This is a genomic window from Paenibacillus sp. sgz302148, assembly GCF_056120465.1.
Genome location: NZ_JBVYOJ010000008.1, coordinates 289,064 through 305,368 on the forward strand (window position 1 = coordinate 289,064; position 16,305 = coordinate 305,368).

A 16,305-nucleotide genomic window follows, 5' to 3' on the forward strand; every position below is an offset into this window, starting at 1 on the left:
TCGAAATGGCCGTAACCATTAAAGATGTTGCAAGAGAAGCCGGGGTCGCGGTTTGCACGGTTTCGTTTGCGATGAACGGTTCCGCTCACGTTGCAGAGGACACGAAAAAACGAATATTCGAGGCGATCGAACGTCTGAACTACCGGCCCAATCAATCCGCCCGGGGACTTGTGACGAAGAAGACGAGCAACATCGGACTCGCGATTCCGGAGACGGCGGACGCCTTGGAGAACGGCATTCTGCTCGATGTGATCAAAGGGCTGGGAAAGGCCGCAGGCCAGAAAAACTATGATTTGCTCCTTTCTTTCCAGAAGACGCAATCGGAGAAGCTGGACGATCATCTGCTCGACATCTACCGGAAGCAATCGGCGGACGGTTTGATCCTGATGGGCACGAAGATGAGCGAGCGTCCTTACAAAGAACTCGTGACGAAGCGCTTCCCGTTCGTCCTGCTGGGCCGCCCCTATAAGGAAAAGTTGTGCCACAGCGTCAATGCGGACAATGAACAAGGCGCATACTTGGCCGTTCAATACTTAATCGACAAGGGCCACCGCCGGATCGGATTTATTACGCCATGCTCCATTGAAGTGGATGCATCGCTGGATCGTCTGAACGGCTACAAAAAAGCGCTGAACGATTTCGACATCGGCGTAGACGATAAATTGATCGCGTACGGCAGCTTCGAGCCGGACAGCGGGTACAAGGAAACGGATTTGTTGCTCAGCCTGAAAAACCGGCCTACCGCGATCATCGCCGGCCGGGACGTCATCGCCTCGCGCGTCATTGAGCGGGCGCAGCTGCTCGGTTACCATGTCCCCGACGATTTGGCCGTCGTCGGCTTCGACAATACGGCGGTTTCCCAGGTTTCCCGCCCCTCGATCACCAGCGTGGAGCTGCCGATGCCGAACATGGGCTATGAGGCCGGCAAGCTGCTGATCAGCCTGATTGAAGGCGAAATCAACTACGATGACATTCAAACGATTACGTTGCCTTGCAGCATGTACGAGCGAGAGTCATCCTGAAATCTCGGGAAGATGCGGCAACAGCCCGGTAGTGCCCCAACAACCCGGCAACATACCAACAACGACCCACAGTACCCGACACGACAACTTTGATTCTTCTGCATATAAATTCGGTTTCACCGGCTTGTTCCAAAAGCATGTTGCATTTTCTTTTTGGTTCAAGCTTTTTTTATCCACATTACAAAAACGTTTTTGTACCTCGTTATCATGCGGGAGGTGATGCATCCGGCGAGCTTGTCTGCTTCATGTGCAAGATAAAAATGAAACCATAATGGAGAGAAACAGATGCAGATACATGATCAAAAAATCGATCCGGATTTGATGCCGAGCTGGATTTGGCATCCGGAGCGAGCCAGGCGGAAACAACTCGTGCTGAGCAAATCGTTTACGCTGGAACGCGACATGATCGGACTCGAGATGAGTATTGCCTGCACCGGCGAAGCCGAGGTGGAACTGGACGGAATGCCGATGGGCGTCATCAAGGAACATCCGCGTCATGTAACGATGTTTACGAAGCTGCCGGCTTGGACTTCCTTGCTGCGGCAAGGCCGCCATACGGTACGCATCGTCATCCGCTGCGGCGAACCGATGCCGTTAAGTCCCGTCAGCATTCATTTGGCCGAACGGACTGTTGGCTGCATCGCGTACATCGAGGGCGGAGACGGATTCTGGCTCGTAACCGACGAGTCGTGGGAAGCCGACGAGGGCAGGGCCGAAATCGTATGCCGACTGGGCGAGGAACCGTACGGCGATCTCGACAACGGACCGGAATGGTTCGTAGCCGGAGGCTATGGCGATATAACGACGGAAACGATCCGGCACGCCAAAGTTATTTCATCCGGCAGGATTACGATTACCGCCCACGAGCACCTGCTCCATCTTATCGGTTCGGCGACCCGGAATATTCGTTTCGATACGAAACGGGACGACCGGCACCTGTTCTACCACCTGCTCAAACAGAACGAATGGAAGCTTCTTCGCTCCATGCAGAACGAAACCGATCTAACGACGGTGCCTCAAGCCGTTATCGATCTTCAGCAGGAGATGAACATCCGTTTTCGCGTTCGAAACAACGGCATTCATGAAGCGACGATACTCTGGAACGGCGCGGAATCGCTGCAAGAGCTGCGGCATTACGACGCTTGCATTACCGAATGCATCACGATCCCCGGGAAAAGCGAATTCGTAACACTGCCGCAAGGAATGCGTTATTTGCAATTTTTTATCGGTTCGGCAGGAGCAGACCCGTTCCATCTCGAAATCGAATTCGAATCGGTTGGCATTTCGTTGGAGCAAATTGGAAATATCCGTACCGACTTGCCGCTGCTCGATCAAATTTATAACGTATCCGTACATACGAACAAAGTTTGCCATCAAATCGGATTATGGGACGGCATCAAACGGGACCGGCTGAATTGGGCATACGATTTTTACATGGCCGGCAAGGCGGATTACGTATTGTGGAACGATTTTACGGTGCTGAAGCGGGCGATCGCCGAGCTGGGGCAAACGCCTTACGGACACTGGATGAACTCGATCCCGTCTTACACGTTATGGTGGGTCATCGGGCTATGGGAGTATTATTTTCATACGGGGGACCGTCAATTTGTCCTCGACATGAAATCCGATTTGCGCAAGCATCTTGCCTGGGTCGAAGAAAACGTAGATCGGCAAACGGGGTTTTTGCTGAACCCGCATCAAGCTTTTATCGAATGGGTTCCGATGCGTCAGGAAGAGTCGTGGGCTTGTCTTAACGCGATCCTGAAAATGATGAAGGATCATATTCGTTCTCTTGTTGCTTATATTCCGGAATTGGAGCTCGAGACCGACTGGCCCGATCCGCAAATCGCGCAATCGGAATTTCTGGAAAGCGCTTCCGCGCTCATTACGCCTTTAATCGGGATCATGAGCGGTTATGTGAGCGGTGACAAAGCGGTCGAATTTTTGGCCGGTTATAAGCTTCAGGATCCAATAACGCCTTTATCCGCCTATTGGCTTGCCGAATGTTATTCCAATTACGGAATGCACGACAAAGCTTGGGAAGTGATCTCCATCGTATGGGGCACGATGCTTGACGAGGGCGCGACGACATTCTGGGAAAGCGTCGTATTGTCGCCGCAGCCGTCAACCGATTTTCATGATTCGCAAACGACATATACCGCGTACGATTCTTATCGGATGAGCTTATGCCACAGCTGGGCCAGCACGCCGGTGCAGTGGATCAGCAAATATATTCTTGGCGTGCGGCCGCTGGAACCGGGCTACAAGCAAGTGCATTTCGACCCGCATGCGATTGCGGGATTAACCGAATGCCGGGGAGCCGTCAGCACGCCGAACGGTCCGCTCTTTATCGAGTGGAGCATCAAGGATGGAATGATGCGCAAATCGATGAGCGGTCGCAATGAAGTGGTGTCCACATGACCCGTGAAGGAGGTGGTGGGCGCCACCAGCCATAAACGGACATCGTTGCTTGCGACATCAAGGAGTAAATAGGAGTTTCGATCACAAAATTATTCCTGTCGAGGGGGAGCAGTATGGTGAAACACGTAGTTTTGCGAAAGTTAGCCATGTTGACAATGATTATTACGCTTGTATTCGTTTCAGCGGCCTGCGGCAGCGGCGGCGATTCGGCCAAAGAAGACCCAAAGCCTACGGAGAAGCAGACGACGGACACGCCGCAAGCGGCGGACGATCCGAAGCCGGAGGCGAATACGGACAATAAGCCTAAGGAAAAAGTGAAGCTGAAAATCGCCGCATGGGTGGATCCGAATTCGGCCTTCAAAAAAATTGGCGACGCTTTTACTGCCAAAAACCCGAACATCGAGGTCGAAATCGTCAACATCGGCGACGGGCAAAAAATGATCGACGGCTTGACCCAAGCGGTTGCCGCAAACGAACCGATCGACCTATTCTGGCACAATACGTTTATGACGCCGATCATCCAAGGCTTCGCCGAAAATTTGACGCCGTTCATCGAGAAGGACCCGGACTTCAAAAATTACGAATTCAGCCCGGGCCGGCTGGAGCAATTCCAGTGGAAAGGCCAGCAATACGCCTTGTCCCGCGGCAACGACTCCTTCCTCATCTTCTACAACAAAGATTTGCTGAACAAATACGGACTTACGGCGCCTAGCAACGAGTGGACCTTCGACGAAATGGTCGACATGGCCAAAAAAGCGACCAAACCGGCGGAGAAAAACTGGGGCTTCGATTCCAGCGCCTACTTCCTGCAGTTTTTCGCGACAGCGCTGCCCGTGGCAAACGGCCATGCCCCGCATACGGTTATGATGAACGAAGACTACACGAAGTTTCTCGGCGACGATCCGGCGGTGCTGGACGACCTGCAGTCGGTTGCCGACTGGATTACGAAAGACGGCACGATGCTGAACGGCAAAGGGAAAGTGGAACAAGGCCTGAAAGAAGATTACGATTTGTGGTCGAACGGCCAAGCGTTGTTCACCATCCACGTGTCCCCGCTCATTCCGGGCTGGAAAGGCTCGCTCAAATTCAAATGGGACGTCGCGCCGTTCCCGAAAGGCACCGCGAAGCAAGTCGGCATGGTGTTCGACAACCCGATGTTCATGAGCAAAGCGGGCACGCATAAGCAAGAAGCTTGGGAATTCATGAAGTTCTGGGCCGCATCGGTCGAAGGGCAAAAAATTCTGATCGATATCGGCGGCACGTTCCCGAATACGCCGAATGCGGAAATCGTCGACTATTTCAAAAATGCCGAGGTGTATAAAGGCTTAAACGTCGATGCGCTGGCGCATGCATCCAAAATCGGCGAAATTCACGGCATTATTCCGATGATCGGCGGCAATCTGGTGGACGAATTCGTCAGTGGATGGACCTTCGGCAAAGGAATGAACGAAGGCGTAAGCGCCCACGATTATTTCCCGAGCGGCACGGAATCGTTAAACGCCAAGCTGAAAGAGCTGCAGGATCAGTACAAGTAGCGATGCCACAGCAGTTAGCCCCGGGGGAAGCCTGGGGCTAACAAGATTGTTTGTCCAATTGCCGGGAGAGGGGTACTGATCTAATGGGAAGCGTATCATTCCAGCATGTCAAGAAAAAGTATGCCGGAGAACGCCGTTATTCCGTCGATGATTTTCATTTGGAGGTGGAGGACGGGGAATTTCTCGTGCTCGTCGGGCCTTCGGGCTGCGGCAAGTCGACCCTGCTCCGGATGCTGGCCGGCCTGGAGGAGATTTCGGAAGGGGAAATTTATATCGGCGACCGGATGGTCAATTACGTATCGTCCAAAGACCGCAACATCGCCATGGTGTTCCAGAACTATGCCCTCTATCCGCATATGTCGGTTTACGAAAATATCGCTTTCGGGCTAAGGCTGCGAAAGCTGGCCAAGCATGAGGTGCACGAGCGCGTCATCCGTGCTGCCAAAGTGCTCGAAATCGAAGCGCATCTGGAGAAGCAGCCGAAGCAAATGTCCGGCGGGCAGCGCCAGCGCGTAGCGCTCGGCCGGGCGATCGTCCGCGAGCCGGACGTCTTCCTGATGGACGAACCGCTGTCGAACTTGGACGCCAAGCTGCGGGTGCAGATGCGAGAGGAAATATCCCAGCTTCACCGCAAGCTGAAAACGACGATGATCTATGTAACGCACGATCAGATTGAAGCGATGACGATGGGAACGCGGATTGTCGTCATGCGGGGAGGCGTCATCCAGCAGGTCGGGACGCCTAAAGAAATTTACAATGCGCCGAGAAATATGTTCGTCGCCGGATTTATCGGCACTCCCCCGATGAATTTCATTCACGGGACGATTCAACGTCATGCGGACGGCGTTTATTTCGATACGCGCCGGTATCGATTGCTTCTTCCGGATACGAAAGCTAAAGTGCTGATCGAGCGGCACTTTCACGATAAACCGGTCGTTCTTGGGGTACGGGCGGAAAAAATCGACTACAAGGAAATGTCCGACGCCGAAGAAAGTCCGATGCAGAATGGATTCGTCGCCAAGGTGGAGTTAATGGAGTTCATGGGCTCCGATACGTTCGTTCATTTGAACAACTCCGATCATAAGCTGATCGTTCGGGTGGATCCGCTAGGGCTCGACGCCAGGGAAGGGGATACGCTGACCGTTGCGTTCCATATGAACAACGTGCATTTCTTCGATCCGGGCACGGAGGTTTTGATATGTTAAGAAGATTCCGAACCATCGTGGCGATGGCCGTTGCCGTCAGTTTGCTTCTGCTCGCGATTGGACCGACAGCCGCTTCGGACGGTGGCGGCAAGCCGGGGGCGAAAGCGCAAACGGCGGGGGCGGAAGCGGGTCGCATGGATGCCGCGCCGAACGCTGCGAAAAGGGAGCAGTCCTCATACCGGCAAGTGATGAAGCAGCTCGAATCGGAGCTGCAAGCGGCCTCTCCGGAGCTGCCCGATATAACGGTGCAGGGCTCGGCTTATGCAGCCGTGTCCGACTCCGCCCTATTCGAGCGGAGCGGCGACGAGCTGATGTGGAACTCCGATCGGGGCTGGGCGGAATGGAACGTGACCGTGCCCGAGGACGGATTGTACCAAATCGGCATCGTGTACGATTCGGCGAACGATTTTGCCGTCGATATCGTGCGGGGCGTACAGATTGACGGGGCGTATCCGTTCCAGGAAGCGGAGCGCATTCGCTTGAAGCGGGCCTATTCGCATAACCCTTACCCGCCGGAGCGCGATGCGTTCGGTAACGATAGAAGACCGCAATCCGTCGAGCAGAAAGGCTGGAAAACCGAGCTGCTTGCCGATTACGACGTCGACGAGGGACCGCTTCTTTGGCCGCTCGCGAAAGGGGAGCATACGATTCGGCTTGTCGCCGAATACCAACCGGTGAAGATCAAACAAATCTACGTCTCGGCCCCGAAGACATTGCCATCGTACGCGGAAGCCTCCGCGCAGAACGGCGGCGGCGGAACTGCCGGGGAGGCGGCAACCGGGACGGAGGAGCCGTGGATCACCGTCATCGAAGCGGAGAAGATCAGCCGCAAATCGGATGCGTCGATTCAGCTGCAATCTTCGGATTATCCGCTCATCTTGCCGGAAACGGGCGGTTTGATCCGCTACAACTCGCTTGGCGGGGAGCAGTTTCGGCAAAGCGGCCAGTGGGCGGAATGGGACTTCGAGGTGCCGAAGGACGGCGTTTATCAGATCGGCTTTAAATATTTGCAGACGTATTTGAACAATTTTTCGGCTTACCGCACGGTATCGATCGACGGTGCGCCGCTGTACCGGGACATGGAGCAGGTCGCTTTTCCGTACGATACGAGCTGGCACAATTTGACCTTGTCCGATTCGTCGGGGAAACCGATGAACCTGCCGCTGTCCAAAGGCAAGCATACGCTGCGCATGACGGCGACGGCCGCGCCGATCAAACCGGTATACGACGGCATCCTGCGCAGCATGGACCGGATTTCCGAACTTGAGTCGGCCATTCGCAAAGTGACCGGAAACTTCGACAAATCGTATACCGACAACGGCAATATCGATTTGAACCGCGACTGGGAGCTGGACAAATATATGCCCGATTTGGCGGACCGGATGAACGTAATCATCGACGATTTGTCGGCGTTGTCCGATCTGCTCGGCACGTTGTCCACCGGAGGGAAATCCGACGTGGAGAACGCCTTGCGCATCGCAGCAGACGACTTGGCCGACATGCGCGATCATTCGCGCGATATTCCGAACGAGCTCGGCAAATTTTCGAAAATGCAAAGCAGCCTGAGCACGTGGCTGTTCCGGATGCTGGATCAGCCGGTCTTGTTCGACTATCTGTACATCGCCGAACCTGGCGCCGACATTCCGCGGGCGACCGCGAACTTCTTCGAAAGCTTGGGGCATTCGATCGTTTCGTTCTTTCGCACGTTTACGATCGATTACGATTTTCGCCGCAAAGAGCCTGGAGCGATCGACGTATGGGTCAATCGCGGCCGCGATTACGTCAACCTGATCCAGCAGCTGGCCGACGAAACGTTCACGCCGGAAACGGGCATCACGGTTAACGTCAACATCGTGCCCGATCCGCAAATGTTCATCCTCGGCAACGCCGCAGGCATCCAGCCGGACGTGGCGCTTGGCATCGACAGCGCAATGCCGGCCGATTTCGCGATGCGCGGAGCGCTGCTCGACCTGTCCTCGTTCGCCGACTACGGCGAAGTGGCAAGTCAATTCCATCCCGGTGCGCTGCGCGTGTTCCATTATGACCGCGGGGATTATGCGCTGCCGGAAATTCAAGGCTTCAACGTGCTCGCCTACCGGACCGACATCATGGAGCAGCTCGGCTTAAAGCCGCCGGAGACGTGGGAGGACATGTACAACATGCTCTCCACGCTGCAGCAGAACGGGTACGACTTCTATTTGCTGCCGAAGGACTTCATGACGTTCCTGTTCCAGAACGGAGCCGAGCTGTATACCGAGGACGGGCTGAAATCGGCGCTCGACAGCGAGAAGGCGTACCAGGGCTTCCGCCAGCTTACGGAAATGTTCACCTTGTACCAGCTGCCGCGCGACGTGCCGAGCTTCTTCAATCATTTCCGGCTTGGCGACATGCCGATCGGCATTATCGATTTCAACAGCTATTTGCAAACCGAGTTCGCCGCGCCGGAAATCGCCGGCAAATGGGCGATCGCGCCGATGCCCGGCATCCGCGATGCGAAAGGCGTCGTGGAACGATGGTCCGGCGGCGCGATGCAAGCGGGCGTCATTTTCAAAAATACGGACAAACGCGACGATGCGTGGAAATTTCTGAAATGGTGGACCTCCGAAGCGACACAGGCTAGGTTCGGCACCGATATCGAAGCGATCTTCGGGCCGGAATACCGCTGGAATACGGCGAATATGAAAGCGTTCACCCGACTTCCTTGGCCGGCAGAGGATTTGAAGGTTATTCAAGAGCAGCGCAAATGGTTCAAGGAAGCGCCGCAGGTGCCCGGAGGATATTTTACGGCAAGGCAGCTCGAATTCGCATGGAACAAAACGGTCGTGGAGAAGAAAAACGCCAGGGAAGCGCTGGAGCAAGCGGTCATCGACACGAACCGGGAGATGTACCGCAAGCAGATCGAGTTCGGTTTGCGGGAGAAAAAAGGCAGCGTCCTGCATCAACTCGATGTGCCGAATGTAACGGAGCCTTGGGACGGGGAGGAGAGTCCATGAGCACTTTAACCGAAACGGCCGGACCGCGCGCGGAGTCCGCGAAGCCTCTCAAACCGAAGCGTCCCGGCCTGCTTGCCCGGATCTGGGAGCATCGAGTCTCGTATTTGTTTATCGCGCCGTTCATCATTACGTTCGTGCTGTTTATTCTGATTCCGGTGCTGGTCGCGATCGGGTTGTCGTTTTTTTCGTTTAACGCGATATCGATGCCGAAATTCATCGGCTGGGACAATTTTCTCGCGATTGTGACACAAGACCGGATTTTCCTGCAATATGCCATTCCGAATACGTTCAAATTCGCTTTGATCGTTGGCCCCGGCGGTTATATGCTGTCGTTTTTTCTCGCCTGGCTCATACACCAGCTGCCTAAGGCGGTGCGCGATTGGTTCACGCTGGCGATTTACGCGCCCTCGCTTGCATCGGGCGTAGCCTTCGCCGTCGTATGGCCGGTTATTTTCAGCGGCGACCGCGTCGGGTATTTGAACAATCTGCTCCTGTCATGGGGCGTCATCAACCAGCCGGTGCTGTGGCTGCAAGATCCGAAATATTTCATGGCGATCATGATCGGCATCTCGTTATGGGCGAGCATGGGCGTCGGGTTTCTGGCGATGCTCGCCGGACTGCAAACCGTGAACAAGGAGTTATACGAAGCGGGTGCGATTGACGGTATCTCCAACCGGTTGCAGGAAATCTTCTACTTGACGATCCCGGCCATCAAACCGCAAATGTTGTTCGGGGCCGTCATGGCCGTCGTCGGCACGCTGAAAGCGGGTCAAATCGGGGCCATTCTCGCCGGAGCGCCGATCACGCCGCAATATTCGGGGCATTTGATCATCAACCATATCGACGATTTCGCCGTCATCCGCTATGAGCTCGGTTACGCGGCCGCTTTGTCCGTGCTGCTGCTGCTTCTCGTGTACGGGGCGACGAAGTTTTCATTCCAATTGTTCGGCAACAAGGGGGATGAATAAATGAAATCGCTCACGATTCGAGGCTGGCTGCGCTGGAGGAACGTCGACTTGTTTCAGAAAATCACGCTGGCCGCTTTGGTGCTGCTGGCTCTGTTCATGGCTTTGCCGATCGTCTTTATCGTGAACCATGCGTTTAAGCCGATCAATGAGCTGTTCCTGTATCCGCCGCGTTTTCTCGTCCAGGAACCGACGCTCGAAAACTTCAGAACGTTGTTTATGAAAACGCAAACGCTTGTTATTCCGTTCACCCGTTATTTGTTCAACAGCTTGCTGACAACAACGCTGACGATGATCTGCGTAATCATGATCAGCTCCATGGCGGCGTACGCCTTCTCGAAGCATCGGTTTCCGGGGAGCAAATTTCTCTTCGGGATGACGATTTTCGCGCTGATGTTCGCGCCGGAAGCCGTTGCCATTCCACGGTACCTTGTCATTGCCAATATCGGCATCATGAATACGTACCTGGCGCACATTATTCCGCTCGTTGCCGCGCCGACCAGCGTTTTTCTAATGAAGCAGTTCGTCGATCAAATTCCGGGCGAGCTGATTGAAGCGGCCAAGATGGACGGCGCCCGGGAGTGGACGATTTTCATGCGCATCGTGCTGCCGGTTTGCGTCCCGGCGATCGCGACGGTTGCGATCCTGACGTTCCAGGGCTCCTGGTCGCAGACGGAAACGTCGAACCTATACACACAGGTCGAATCGATGAAAACATTGCCCTATTACGTCATGACACTGACGAACGGACTCGCCAACAACGTGGTCGGGCAAGGGATGGCCGCCGCGGTAGGCTTGATCATGTTCGTGCCGAACTTGATCATCTTCCTGATTTCGCAAAGGAAAGTGCTGGCGACCATGGCGCATTCCGGCATCAAATGAGGGAGGAGAGTCCGAGATGAAACGTTGGATTGCCAAATGGGCTGCTTGTGCCGTCATTGCGGCGATTTTGCTGGCGGCGCTGCCTTCGCCGATCGCGGAAGCCAAGCTGCCGTATTATACGTCTTCGACCGATGCAAACGGGCGCTGGATTCCTTCCCCGAATGCGTTCGTGCCGTGGAACATCTGGGAAGGGTTCAAAAATCCCGAAGACCTGTTCATCCTGCCGAACGATGAAATTTATGTCGCCGACCGCGGCAACGACCGGATCGTCCACCTTCGTCCCGACGGCGGCGTGATTCGGACGATTCCGGCGGAAGGCACGGAGGACAAGGAGAAGAAGCTGCGTTCCCCCGAAGGGGTGTTCGTGGCGGAGAACGGGGACATTTATGTCGCGGATACCGGCAACAAACGGATTGCCGTCTTCGACCGTGAAGGACAATACGTGAAACAAATCGTCGCCCCGAAGTCGGATTACATTCCGAAAAATTATTTGTTCATTCCGGTCAAAGTGGTGGTCGACCATCGCGGGTATATTTATATCGCTAACAAAGGCGGCTATCAAGGGCTGTTGCAGCTTTCGCCGGACGGGGCGTTCGCCGGATTTTTCGGCGCGAACAAAGTGCCGTCCGACTGGCTGGAGACGCTCAAACGGAAGTTTTACACGGAGGAGCAGCTGGCGGAGGAACAAAAGAACTTGCCCGGCGCCATTACGAACATGACGATGGACAGCCGTGGATTTATTTACACCGTAAACCGCAATATGAAGACCGGCCAGCTGAAACGGCTGAACGCCGGCGGCAACGACCTGCTCGGCGACAAAAACTTCGCCCCTTGGGTCGGCCCGATGGACCGCTTCTCGTTCCAGGATGTCGCGGTGGACAATAACGACGTTATGACGGTGATCGAATCGTCGGGAGGCCGGGTGTACCAATACGACTGGCAGGGCAAAATGCTGTTCCGGTTCGGCAACGACTCGGCGTTATCGCCGCGCTTCGGATTGTTCAAGCGGCCGACCAGCGTTGTGGTGAACTCCAGAGGGGACATCTTCGTCGCCGACGGCGAACAAAATGTCATCCAGAGCTTCAAGCGGACTGAATTCGGCACGATGGTCCATCAGGCGCTGGCGCTGTACAAGGACGGCAAATACGAGGAAGGTGCGAAGCTGTGGCAGCAAATCCTCGTGCTGGACGGCACGTTCGACCGGGCTTACCAGGCGATCGCAAAAGCCGAGTACAAGGAGGAGAACTACGCCTCGGCGATGGAGCATTTCGAGCAGGCATACGACAAAACCGGATATTCCGAATCGTTCTGGCAAATCCGGATGAACGTCCTGCTCGATTATTTCGGCATCGTCATGAGCGTGCTCGTCGGCGCATGGCTGCTCGCGTCCGTCTGGTTCTATTACCGACGCAAGCGCGGGCGAGGCCGGACGGGGAGCGGCCGCAAACAATACGGACCGTGGGCCGAATCGCTGCGTGCGGTATGGACGGTGCTGCGGCATCCGATGAACGGGATGTACGACATCGCGAACAGCCGGGACATCCGGTTCTGGTTCGCGGCCTTGCTGGTCGTCCTCGGCTACGTCGTGACGATGGCCGGCAAAGCGACCGTGAGCTTCGTGTTTGCCGCCGAGCGGTTTAACGAGCTCAATCTGTGGATGGAGGCGGGAAAATATTTTCTGCTGTGGCTCGCTTGGTTTATGGCCAACTATTTGATCGGGTCGGTCATGAAAGGCGAAGGCACGATGAAAAAAGTGTTTATCGTGAACGCTTATGCGCTTGTCCCGCTTGTCTTGTTCACGCTGCCGGTGCAGCTGCTGTCCAACGTCCTCACGCTGCAGGAATCGGTCATTTACGATTCGGCGATGGGCGCGATTTATATTTGGGTCGTTGTCCTGATCTTCATCGGCACGCAGAACGTGCACAACTACAACTTGAAAGAAACGATTGGCATGTCGATCGTTTCGTTATTCACGCTAGGCTGCATCGGCTTGTTCGGGTTCGTGGCGGTCGGGCTGCTGTATCAGGCGGCGGACTTCTTCATCCAGCTGGGAAGGGAGTTGATGAATCGTGCTTAAGAAGCTTTTGCGCAAGCTCATCTTCCCGGCGGCGCTCGTTGCCGTGCTCGGTCTGCTCGCCTTGTACATCGTCCTTTCCGGCGATAGCCGCAAGGCGACCGTCGGCCAATATACCCCGGAACACGCAGCCGCATTCTTCGGGCAGCTGGCGTTCGAGCAAGGCAACCCGGCAGGCGTGACGATGCAGGCCGGCGGCAAAACGTGGTATCGCGTCGCGGAGAGAGAGTCAGTGTCGTTGTGGCTGGAGCCGGGCACCGGGCAAATTGCGGTCAAGGGCAGGGATGGGCATCTCTGGTTAAGCAATCCGACAGACACGGAGCTTGCCGCCGACAATACGAAAGGGCTGTGGAAATCGAATTTGTCATCGCCGTTCCTGTTCCGATACTTGAAGGAAAAAGAAACGATGCCGTCGCTCTCCAATACGGTCGACCAGAAAACGACAGTCGCCTGGCGCAGCATCAAGGACGGCGTCGGCGTCAAGTATACGATCGAGGAGCTTGGCTTCGCGTTTTATTTCGAATACAGCTTGAACGAAGACGGATTCCAGGTGAATCTGCCCGAGCTCGGGATTTCGGAAACGAAGACGAACAAGCTCGTAACGGTCGAGGCGTTGCCTTTCTTCGGCGCGGCTCCGGCCGGGTCGGACGGGTATTTGCTCGTGCCGGACGGGCCGGGAGGGCTGATTCGGTTCGATAAACCGAGATCGGACCTGATATCGGCTTACGATTTTCCCGTTTATGGAGAAGACGAGGCGATTCCGACCGGAACGCCCTTCTTCCCGCGGGACAATATCGCGTTCCCGGTATACGGGATGAATCGCGGCGACGGCGGTTTCGTCGCCGTCATCGAGCAAGGCGAGTTCAAAGCGAACATCTACGCCTCGCCTTCCGGCGTCAATACCGGGTTCAGCGCCGTCTTCGCCAAATTCAATCTTCGTCGGCCGTACTTGCAGCCGACCGGTCTGAAAAAAACGGTCGATACGTACGAATCGAAGCTGATCGTCGAGCCGGTGCAAGTCCGCTACATGCTGCTTAGGCGGGGGGAATCGGATTATGTGGGGATGGCCAAAACGTACAGGCAGTACCTTCAGAAGCATGCCGGGGCCGCGAAAATGAAAGAGACATCCGGCAAGCCGCCGTTGTTTCTCGACTTTATCATGGCGGCGACGGAGCCAACGCCGGTTGCGGACAAAATGGTCGTGACCACGACGTTCGCGCAAGCGGGCGAAATCGCGGGCAAGCTGTACAATCAAGGAATCGAGCGGCTGGAGCTTGGGTTTGGCGGCTGGAATCCCGGCGGCTTCCAAGGCACTCTGCCGAAGCGGTTTCCGATCGAGGAAGCGGTAGGCGGCCTAAGCGGACTCACCGATTTGTCCGCCGAGCTGAAGAAGAAAGGAATCGGACTTCACTTGCAGGACGTATACACCCAAGCGACCAGCAAGCTCGGCAACGGCTTCTCGCCGCTTGGCGACGCCGCCCGCCTCATCGACGGGACGGCGCTCAAGCTGAAGAATGCCGGTGACTGGTACAGCGAGCAAACGTATTTCTACAGACCGCGCGCGGTCTACATGAAGGATGCTTTGACTGATGCGCTGGAGCAATTTCGCTCGATGCCGATCGAAGGCGTCGGTTTGGTCGAGCTCGGCAGCGCCGTGTATAGCGATTTCACCAGCGAAGAGCCGTACGACCGGAAAATGGCGGCGGGCGTTTACCACCAAATGCTTGACGAAGCCCGCCGAACGTTCGGAACGGTCATGACCTCCGGCGCGAACGCTTATGTGCTCGGGCATGTCGATCATATACAGGACTTTCCGTCCGTGTACAATTACGATTTGATCGTCGACGAGCAGGTTCCGTTTTACCCGATCGCCGTGCATGGTCTATTGACGTATTCAACGAAGGCGGGCAATAACCGGATCGATCCCGTGAACGAATATTTGCGGGCGATCGAATACGGCGCGCAGCCGTACTTCGTCGTGACGAACGCCGATCCGCGCGAGCTGAAGCGGACGACCTACGCTTCTTTATTCAGCTCCAAATTCAGTGTGCTGGAGCCGGGCATCGTAAAGGAATACGACGCTTTCGCCAACGCCTCCGAGGGTGTATGGGGAAGCTTCATCGACAATCACCGCACCGTAGCCAAAGGCGTGTATGAGACAACGTACGAGAACGGACGGAAACTATGGGTGAATTACAATACGGTACCTTATAGCGCGGACGGACATACGGTGGATGCACAGTCGTTCGCCGTCATCGAACAGGGGGGAACGACATGAGCGGTTTGGAACAACAACCGGCGGTCGGTGCGATGAGCCAGAAGGAGCATGCTCGACATAAGCGGGCGGAGTCGGCAAGGGCCGCGCTGACCGGCTACCTGTTTTTGCTGCCATGGCTGATCGGCGTTCTCTGCTTCATGGCTTATCCGCTGCTGTATTCGCTATATTTGAGCTTTCACAAAATGCAGGTGTCACCGGACGGAAGCGGGCTGCAGTACATTTATGTCGGCTGGGACAATTTCAAATACGCTTTCCTGCGCGACAACGTATTTCCGATGGAAATGTTCCTGTTCTGGCGAGAAACGGTGCTGATCATTCCGATAACCGTATTGTTCGCGCTGCTCGTATCGATTTTGCTGAACCAGAAATTCCGGGGCCGGATGCTGTTCCGCGCCATCTTCTTCCTGCCGGTTATTTTCGCCACGGGCAAAGTGCTGATGGAGCTGTTCGCCCAAGGGCAAGGGGATTTGCCGTTCGCCGAGCAATATGACCTCACCGGTATGATCTACGATACGTTTCCACCGGCCCTCGCCGAACCGATCGTCGGCGTGCTTGGCAAAATCGTGATCGTGCTCTGGTATTCGGGCGTGCAGGTCATCATTTTCCTGGCTGCGTTCAAGACGATCCCGCCGTCGACGTACGAAGCGGCTCAAATCGACGGCGTGACGCCATGGGAATCGTTTTGGAAAATAACGTTCCCGTCGCTCGTCCCGTTTATTTTCCTGAACCTGATTTATACGCTCGTCGACTTGTCGACGTATTCGTTTAACCCGATCATCAACCACATTCTCGGCAACATGGGCAACGTCAAAACGGGATACGGTTACGCAAGCGCGCTCGGCTGGATCTATTTCATGATTATTTTTGTACTGGTCGCCCTGTTGGCGAAGTTTTCCGTATCCATGAACCAGAGGAAGGGGTGAGTCCATC

General features: G+C 55.4%; 10 protein-coding genes. All 10 read left to right on the plus strand.

Translation table 11 applies throughout. The annotated features are described in order from the left end of the window. Positions 1–5: 5 nt before the first annotated feature. Entirely contained in the window at positions 6–1,022 is a 1,017-nt protein-coding gene (locus tag AC0LWM_RS14370; protein ID WP_474675637.1) for a LacI family DNA-binding transcriptional regulator, read from the plus strand. 285 nt (positions 1,023–1,307) lie between these two features. Beyond that, positions 1,308–3,443, plus strand: a complete 2,136-nt coding sequence (locus AC0LWM_RS14375) for an alpha-L-rhamnosidase C-terminal domain-containing protein (protein ID WP_474675638.1) — start codon at positions 1,308–1,310, stop codon at positions 3,441–3,443. Between the two features lie 113 nt (positions 3,444–3,556). Further along, the gene (locus AC0LWM_RS14380; RefSeq protein ID WP_474675639.1) at positions 3,557–4,978 is read left to right on the plus strand and encodes an extracellular solute-binding protein; all 1,422 of its coding nucleotides are present in this window, start codon (positions 3,557–3,559) and stop codon (positions 4,976–4,978) included. 83 nt (positions 4,979–5,061) lie between these two features. After that, positions 5,062–6,183: an ABC transporter ATP-binding protein gene (locus AC0LWM_RS14385; RefSeq protein ID WP_474675640.1), complete on the plus strand. Its 1,122-nt coding sequence runs from the start codon at positions 5,062–5,064 to the stop codon at positions 6,181–6,183. Continuing rightward, a complete protein-coding gene (locus AC0LWM_RS14390; protein ID WP_474675641.1) occupies positions 6,177–9,176 on the plus strand; it encodes an extracellular solute-binding protein in 3,000 nt (999 codons plus the stop codon). Before AC0LWM_RS14385 ends, AC0LWM_RS14390 begins: the two co-directional genes overlap by 7 nt. Next, the gene (locus tag AC0LWM_RS14395; protein ID WP_474675642.1) at positions 9,173–10,144 is read left to right on the plus strand and encodes a carbohydrate ABC transporter permease; all 972 of its coding nucleotides are present in this window, start codon (positions 9,173–9,175) and stop codon (positions 10,142–10,144) included. Before AC0LWM_RS14390 ends, AC0LWM_RS14395 begins: the two co-directional genes overlap by 4 nt. Then, a complete protein-coding gene (locus tag AC0LWM_RS14400; protein WP_474675643.1) occupies positions 10,145–11,023 on the plus strand; it encodes a carbohydrate ABC transporter permease in 879 nt (292 codons plus the stop codon). A 16-nt stretch (positions 11,024–11,039) separates the two neighbouring features. Then, positions 11,040–13,100 (plus strand): YIP1 family protein, encoded by a 2,061-nt coding sequence (locus tag AC0LWM_RS14405; protein WP_474675644.1) that lies wholly within the window; start codon positions 11,040–11,042, stop codon positions 13,098–13,100. Continuing rightward, positions 13,093–15,375 (plus strand): DUF5696 domain-containing protein, encoded by a 2,283-nt coding sequence (locus AC0LWM_RS14410; RefSeq protein ID WP_474675645.1) that lies wholly within the window; start codon positions 13,093–13,095, stop codon positions 15,373–15,375. The genes AC0LWM_RS14405 and AC0LWM_RS14410 overlap by 8 nt, the downstream gene beginning before the upstream one ends. Continuing rightward, a complete protein-coding gene (locus tag AC0LWM_RS14415; RefSeq protein WP_474675646.1) occupies positions 15,372–16,298 on the plus strand; it encodes a carbohydrate ABC transporter permease in 927 nt (308 codons plus the stop codon). The genes AC0LWM_RS14410 and AC0LWM_RS14415 overlap by 4 nt, the downstream gene beginning before the upstream one ends. Positions 16,299–16,305: the final 7 nt, after the last annotated feature.

What these genes read in the sequence shown, in the direction of transcription:
- AC0LWM_RS14400 (WP_474675643.1), top strand. Translation starts at nt 10,145, where the DNA reads ATGAAATCGCTCACGATTCGAGGCTGGCTGCGCTGGAGGAACGTCGAC.
- AC0LWM_RS14385 (WP_474675640.1), top strand. Translation starts at nt 5,062, where the DNA reads ATGGGAAGCGTATCATTCCAGCATGTCAAGAAAAAGTATGCCGGAGAA.
- AC0LWM_RS14370 (WP_474675637.1), top strand. Translation starts at nt 6, where the DNA reads ATGGCCGTAACCATTAAAGATGTTGCAAGAGAAGCCGGGGTCGCGGTT.
- AC0LWM_RS14405 (WP_474675644.1), top strand. Translation starts at nt 11,040, where the DNA reads ATGAAACGTTGGATTGCCAAATGGGCTGCTTGTGCCGTCATTGCGGCG.
- AC0LWM_RS14415 (WP_474675646.1), top strand. Translation starts at nt 15,372, where the DNA reads ATGAGCGGTTTGGAACAACAACCGGCGGTCGGTGCGATGAGCCAGAAG.
- AC0LWM_RS14380 (WP_474675639.1), top strand. Translation starts at nt 3,557, where the DNA reads ATGGTGAAACACGTAGTTTTGCGAAAGTTAGCCATGTTGACAATGATT.
- AC0LWM_RS14375 (WP_474675638.1), top strand. Translation starts at nt 1,308, where the DNA reads ATGCAGATACATGATCAAAAAATCGATCCGGATTTGATGCCGAGCTGG.
- AC0LWM_RS14395 (WP_474675642.1), top strand. Translation starts at nt 9,173, where the DNA reads ATGAGCACTTTAACCGAAACGGCCGGACCGCGCGCGGAGTCCGCGAAG.
- AC0LWM_RS14390 (WP_474675641.1), top strand. Translation starts at nt 6,177, where the DNA reads ATGTTAAGAAGATTCCGAACCATCGTGGCGATGGCCGTTGCCGTCAGT.